The sequence below is a fragment of the Streptomyces sp. NPDC044033 genome, assembly GCF_056434425.1.
Map to the genome: position 1 here is coordinate 1 of NZ_JBWKFF010000057.1, position 5,206 is coordinate 5,206.

The following is a 5,206-nucleotide window of genomic DNA, read 5'->3' on the forward strand; positions in this document are numbered from 1 at the left end:
GAATGCAGCACCATCCCGGCCTCGTCGAGGGCTACCTCGCCAAGACCGGCTTGGACCTCGAACCCCCGTAACCCCAACCATTAATGACCTCTAGAAGCGCTGAACAGCACCGACCAGTATGCGCTTCTGCGGTTTGAGAAACGCATACTGGATCGCGAGTTCGTCTGGCCCGGCACGTCCGGCACACTGACCCAGTTCGGGTACGGCGCGCTCGGTGAGATTAAGAAACACGCCAAGAAACGCATCGACTATCTGATGCACCTACAAGAAGAGTTCCCCCAAGAGGACTTCTTCCTCCTCGCCGCACTTCACGGCTTCGGTGCCTGGGACCACTTCGGGATGCCCGCGTGGGAGCCGCGCGTACACGCGGCCATGGACCGTCTCCGGGGGCAAGACCCCGGGTTCGTGGAACGCCTCAGGGACTACGAGATCGACTTCTCCGAGATCCTAAAACGGGCACCTGCCGTAGTCCACGACGACCTGCCCGAGGTGGAACGAGCGCTCCTGAACGCCCCCTACGAACTGGGCGCCGAGGCACTGGACTGGTTCGCCTGGAACCCCGTACTGGACCGACACCCATGAACGAAGCCAGCTTCGGCCGACACCCAACACCCTTGCCAGTGCGGACCAAGCCGTAGATACGCCCCGCGCGGGCGATGCCGAGTGGGGGAGGAGGATGAGGCATGTCCGTTGCTGTCGTGAGCCGAGATTGCCCGTGATGCCTGCCAGCCCCGAACCCACGCCCACAACAACGTCTCAGACAACCCCCGCTCCCCGCCGGACGCTGCGCCCCGATCAGCAGCATGCGGTGGACAGCGGGGTACGTGGTCTGAGGAAGCCCGGGAGCCGTGGGCACATGGTGTCGGCGTGCGGGACGGGCAAGACGCTGATCGCCCTGCGCACGGCCGAAGCCCTGGACATCCGGTTTCTACTGGTGGTGGTGCCGTCCCGGGACCTGATCGGCCAGTGGGCGACAGCGGCCCGCGCGGACGGGCGCAGGGAGTCGTTGATGGCGGTGTCGTCGCTGAGCGCGGACAAGCACCCCGTGCTGGCCGAGGCAGGCGCGAGCAGCACGGGGTCGGGGGAGTACCTGGCGTACTGGCTGGCCCAGCGCGCCAAGAAGAATGAGCGGGCGACCGTGTTCGTCACTTTGGACTCCCTCCCGCGCATCGAGGAGATCCAGGTGCTGACGCGCACCAAAGTGTCCAAGGACGTTCGCGTTGGGGTGTCCTGCCGATGCGGCGGATGGCCTGCGGTGATGAGGGCTCGCCTGGATGGCTAATGGGCGGGGTGACTGGACATCAAGCGCGAAACCGCAGGACAAGTTCGCGCGAGTTCCAATAGGAGCCGATCTTGTTCGCCTCTCCGGTTTCTCGGTGAAGGCGTGCCCCCCGTGGAAGATGAGGGGTTCGCGAAGAAGCGGCTGACCGCAGTCCGTGCATGACCCCCTGTGTTGTGTGGGGACGAGTTCAACAGCCATGACGGGGCCGGCGGCTTCCGGGCGTGACTCCCCGCCCATGCGGGGACGAGGTGCCCCGCGCACGGTTCGTGCCCGAGGACGTGGCGTGACCCCCGCGCGTACGGGGAGGAGGCTTCGTGAGCTGGTCCTTCGCTGGGTGGCGGGTGTTGGTGCTGGTTGCGTGCGGGGACCTCTGGGTGAGGGAGTGGGAAACTTCCTCGCATCGCAGCAGCTTTGTCGCTGCTGTTGCTCTGTTTCTGTTGCTGCGGGTGTTCCTTGTGTCAACTGGTAGTGAGGGCAGGCGTACGAGGAGGCGAACCGGCTGACTCCCGCCGGGCGGCCGGGGGATCCGGAGGAGGTCGCCGCGGCGATCGACTGGCTGCTGTCGCCCGCAGCGTCCTACGTCAACGGAGCCGTCCTCACCGTCGACGGCTGGGTGACCACGGTCGGCGTCGGCGGTGCCGCCTTCGACCACCGGATCGAGGCACGCGCCCCGCGCCTGTAGCGGACTACCGGACAGACCCGTTCCACAGGGCCCGTGGCGGAGCCAAGGCCCCGGAAGGCGCTGTCAGGTTCTTGGTCGCCCGCGCGATGAATGTGGTATCTGGACGAGGTGTTCATCAAGGTCAACGACCGGATGCGCTACCTGTGGCGCGCGGTCGACCAGGACAGCAACATCCTCGACATCGTCGTCCAGAACAAGCGAGACACCCGTGCCGCGAAGCGGTGCTTCCGTAAGTTCCCCGAGGGCCTCATGTACGGGCCCCGGGTGCTCGTGGCCGACAAGCTCCGCAGCTGCGGCGCCGCCCACCGCGCGGCATGCCCTCGGCCGAGTACCGCTCCTCGAAGTACTTGAACAACGGGGCGGAGAACAGCCACCAGCCCACCAGGCAACACGAACACGCCATGAAGGGCTTCCGCTCCAGCGGAGCGGCCCAGCGGTTCCTCGTCGCCTTCTCAAGGCTCTCCCCCCGCTTCCGCCCCCGACGCCCCCTGAGGACAGTCAGTGACTACCACTCCGAGATGATCCACCGATTCCGCATCTGGAAGACCGTCACCGCGGCACACGCGCACGCCTGCCCCAGGTGCCCGGCACGTACCGAGCACCACCAGCATGCCCCAATTCACCTATCCCACCAGTAACTTGGCGGCGCCCTCACTTCCTGTCGGATGTGTGTGGATGGATCGCGAAATTCCGGGCTGGGGTCGAGGTGTACGCTCGCGCCATGTCGAGGAGGAATGCCTTCTCGCTTGCGAGGTCGCTCTTGTCGAAGTTGACGAGAGTGTCGGGGGGCTGCTGGTGAGGTAGGCCGGCGAACTTGGCGCTGCGTGCCCCTGCCATCACGCACGCGAGCACGGTTGCATCGACTTTGGCGTGAGCGACACCCACAGTGGCCACATGGTGGCGCGCGCGAGTCCATGTACCGGCGGCCACATAGTCGTTGAGGATGAGGATGGCATCCCGGGTCTCGATGATTTTGCGGTAGGCCAGCAGTCGCCAGGATGCTTGCGGCCACACGATCTCGAGCAGTCGGTGGCGGGGTTTGAGGAACGCGACGTTCGGCACGGCCTGTACCAGGTCGCGCCACAGCGGCCACAGGCACCAGATGGTACGGATCTCCGCGACGGTGCCTCGCACGGTCCACAGCGAGGGCGCCAAGAGGGCGATCGCGCGTAGCAGCCCGTGCAAGTCCATGACGTACGGGAGGTACGGCAGCGGCCGATCGGTGCGGAACAGCAGGCTGATGAGCTGGCAGAACCAGAACAAGAAGGAAAACGCGGTGCCGATTCCGAACATCCGTAAGCTCGCCTTGAGGACAGGGTTGGCCGTGCGTCTGCTGTACTGGCGGCACAGGAAGATGCAGGAGATGTCCGCGGCGAGATGGTCCACAACCAAGACGAGCCAGTAGGCAGTGGACGGAGTCAGCGCACCATGGCCTGCTACGGCGTGTTCCTGGTGCGGTGGAGCCAGGAAATCCAGAGCCAGCAGGGACGCCATGACCAGGCCCGTCACGTAGCACACGCTCAGACGTAATCGGCCGCCGAAGGTCGCCGAGACGAAGTACAGCACTGCGCCCGCCGAGAGCACTCCGATCAGGTTCCGTGCCAGGGCGATGGAGTGGAACCCTCCAGTGGCCTGGAGAGCGAGTTGGGTCGCGGTGGGGAGCGTGAGCATCATGGCCACCGTGGCGGTGGCCACGGCCAACCACAGTCCGCGCTGCTCGGGGGTACGCAGAGCAGCGGAGCCACGCAATGCCAGAGCCAGGCATAGGCAGCCCATGCAAATGTAGTTGAACCAGATCAGCGCGCTGAAGGGCTCAGCGTTCATCCGCGGCACGCGCCCCCAGTGCGGCTTCCAGCCGGTCCAGCACGCCGTGCGGAGCTCTGACGGCGGCCGGTGAAGCGTGGATGCGCAGTAGGCTGGCAAGCATCTCCGCCTCCTGTTCCTGGCGGTTGGTGTAGCTGGTGCGGCCGAGCAGTCGTTGCACCAGCTGTGGGTTCAGGTCGGGGAGAAGGGCCTGGGAAGCCTGGCCGCGGCCCAGGTCCGTGCCGCTGTGGTCGAACAGCATGTGCCCGATCTCGTGCAGCAGGATGTGCTCCTGGTGCACGCGGCTGGTGCGCTGCTCGAAAAAGATGTGGTCATCGGTCTCAGTGGCGAGCCATATGCCGCAGATGCTGTTCCGGGCGGCCTGCAGCGGCAGTGGATGCAGATGCAACGGACGTCTCCGCTGGGCAGACAGTTCCTGGCACAAAGTATCGATGGCAAAGGGACGTGGCACATTGAGTTGGTCCAAAACCGATTGGCAACGTTGATGTAATCGAGCGTACTTCTTCAGCACGTGTCTCCCAGTAGCCTGCTATGGAAAAACTGGTTGCTTTCGGGCCGTGTGCGATCCGGCATGCCAGTGATGTAACAACGGACCCGGCCCGTTCGGGTATTCAGAGGGGAATGCCGTCTCAGTCGTGGGATCCCGCTGCGGGGGGAACCGGTTGGTCGATCGCCGAGAGGTTTTGTAGTTTGCGAGCCTCGTCGACCATGGTGAGTAGGGCGTCCAGGCTGGCGGGTGAGAGTCCTTCGGCGCGCAGCGCCAGACTGCGAACCTTGGTGTCGCGCAGTGCGGTGGCCAGTGTTAGCTGGGCATTGACCCGTTCCGACACCTCGTCGTTGAGGAAATATTCGGGTGGTACTCCGAAAAACTGCGCGAGAATATCCAGCTGTTCCAGTGTGGGGTTGTGTTTCCTTCCGGTGGCTAGTTCCCAGAGATAGGTGGCGGAAATCGTTCCTCCGGTCGCCTCGCGGATCTCCTTGGCGAGCCGCGCGTAACCGGGACGGGCGCGTTCGTCGGGATAGAGTGTCTCGATCAGCTTGTTGAGGCGCTGCTCGAGTTGCAGGAGCAGCGGACGGTCGTCCTCGCCGCGTGCCGATCCTTTACTGGGCATCTCGCGCCCTTCCCGACAGAGGTCTTTTGATGGAGGCAGGAGCCAGCTCGGCCTCTGCCAAGAGGGAGAGAGTCTAACCCGGCCCATGACGTTGCCCCAGGGAAACTAGCCTGGTGCGTTGGTTGCCGTCCGGCGGGTGGACGCCAGAGCCGGCAGGCAGCAGGCTGACAGGACGGCCAGGAACGCCTGATAGAGCGCCACCGGCCACAGGGAGCCGTGCCCCACCGTTACCAGGGCCTGGGCCAGGGCCGGCGCCGTGCCCCCGAACACCACGCCGGCCAGTTGCTGGGCTAAGGAGATCGCGGT

6 protein-coding genes and 3 pseudogenes are annotated in these 5,206 nt (G+C 65.1%); 4 read left to right on the forward strand and 5 right to left on the reverse strand.

Translation table 11 applies throughout. The features are described from left to right. Positions 1 to 90: 90 nt before the first annotated feature. Positions 91 to 261, reverse strand: a complete 171-nt coding sequence (locus AC07AB_RS40005) for a hypothetical protein (RefSeq protein WP_478577609.1) — start codon at positions 259 to 261, stop codon at positions 91 to 93. On the opposite strand from AC07AB_RS40005, the gene AC07AB_RS40010 reads away from it, so the two are divergent. The 4 genes and pseudogenes from AC07AB_RS40010 to AC07AB_RS40025 all read left to right on the forward strand — a co-directional run. After that, the gene (locus AC07AB_RS40010; RefSeq protein ID WP_478577611.1) at positions 256 to 582 is read left to right on the forward strand and encodes a hypothetical protein; all 327 of its coding nucleotides are present in this window, start codon (positions 256 to 258) and stop codon (positions 580 to 582) included. The genes AC07AB_RS40005 and AC07AB_RS40010 overlap by 6 nt on opposite strands. Before the next feature lie 136 nt (positions 583 to 718). Beyond that, positions 719 to 1,282: a DEAD/DEAH box helicase family protein gene (locus tag AC07AB_RS40015; protein WP_478577613.1), complete on the forward strand. Its 564-nt coding sequence runs from the start codon at positions 719 to 721 to the stop codon at positions 1,280 to 1,282. Positions 1,283 to 1,760: 478 nt separating this feature from the next. Beyond that, positions 1,761 to 1,964, forward strand: a pseudogene (locus AC07AB_RS40020) (SDR family oxidoreductase); the annotation flags it as partial. 93 nt (positions 1,965 to 2,057) lie between these two features. Then, positions 2,058 to 2,602 (forward strand): annotated as a pseudogene (locus tag AC07AB_RS40025) (IS6 family transposase); the annotation flags it as partial. Positions 2,603 to 2,615: 13 nt separating this feature from the next. Here the strand turns inward: AC07AB_RS40025 and AC07AB_RS40030 are convergent. The 4 genes and pseudogenes from AC07AB_RS40030 to AC07AB_RS40045 form a co-directional block, all read right to left on the reverse strand. Then, a complete protein-coding gene (locus AC07AB_RS40030; protein ID WP_478577615.1) occupies positions 2,616 to 3,788 on the reverse strand; it encodes an MAB_1171c family putative transporter in 1,173 nt (390 codons plus the stop codon). After that, a complete protein-coding gene (locus AC07AB_RS40035; protein ID WP_478577618.1) occupies positions 3,778 to 4,299 on the reverse strand; it encodes a hypothetical protein in 522 nt (173 codons plus the stop codon). The genes AC07AB_RS40030 and AC07AB_RS40035 overlap by 11 nt, the downstream gene beginning before the upstream one ends. Positions 4,300 to 4,417: 118 nt before the next feature. Then, positions 4,418 to 4,900 (reverse strand): hypothetical protein, encoded by a 483-nt coding sequence (locus AC07AB_RS40040; RefSeq protein ID WP_478577621.1) that lies wholly within the window; start codon positions 4,898 to 4,900, stop codon positions 4,418 to 4,420. 105 nt (positions 4,901 to 5,005) lie between these two features. Beyond that, a pseudogene (locus AC07AB_RS40045) lies at positions 5,006 to 5,206 on the reverse strand (hypothetical protein); the annotation flags it as partial.

Bases quoted from the DNA above. Each gene is read 5' to 3' on its own strand.
- AC07AB_RS40015 (WP_478577613.1), top strand. From the start codon at position 719: ATGCCTGCCAGCCCCGAACCCACGCCCACAACAACGTCTCAGACAACC.
- AC07AB_RS40030 (WP_478577615.1), bottom strand. From the start codon at position 3,788: ATGAACGCTGAGCCCTTCAGCGCGCTGATCTGGTTCAACTACATTTGC.
- AC07AB_RS40010 (WP_478577611.1), top strand. From the start codon at position 256: ATGCACCTACAAGAAGAGTTCCCCCAAGAGGACTTCTTCCTCCTCGCC.
- AC07AB_RS40040 (WP_478577621.1), bottom strand. From the start codon at position 4,900: ATGCCCAGTAAAGGATCGGCACGCGGCGAGGACGACCGTCCGCTGCTC.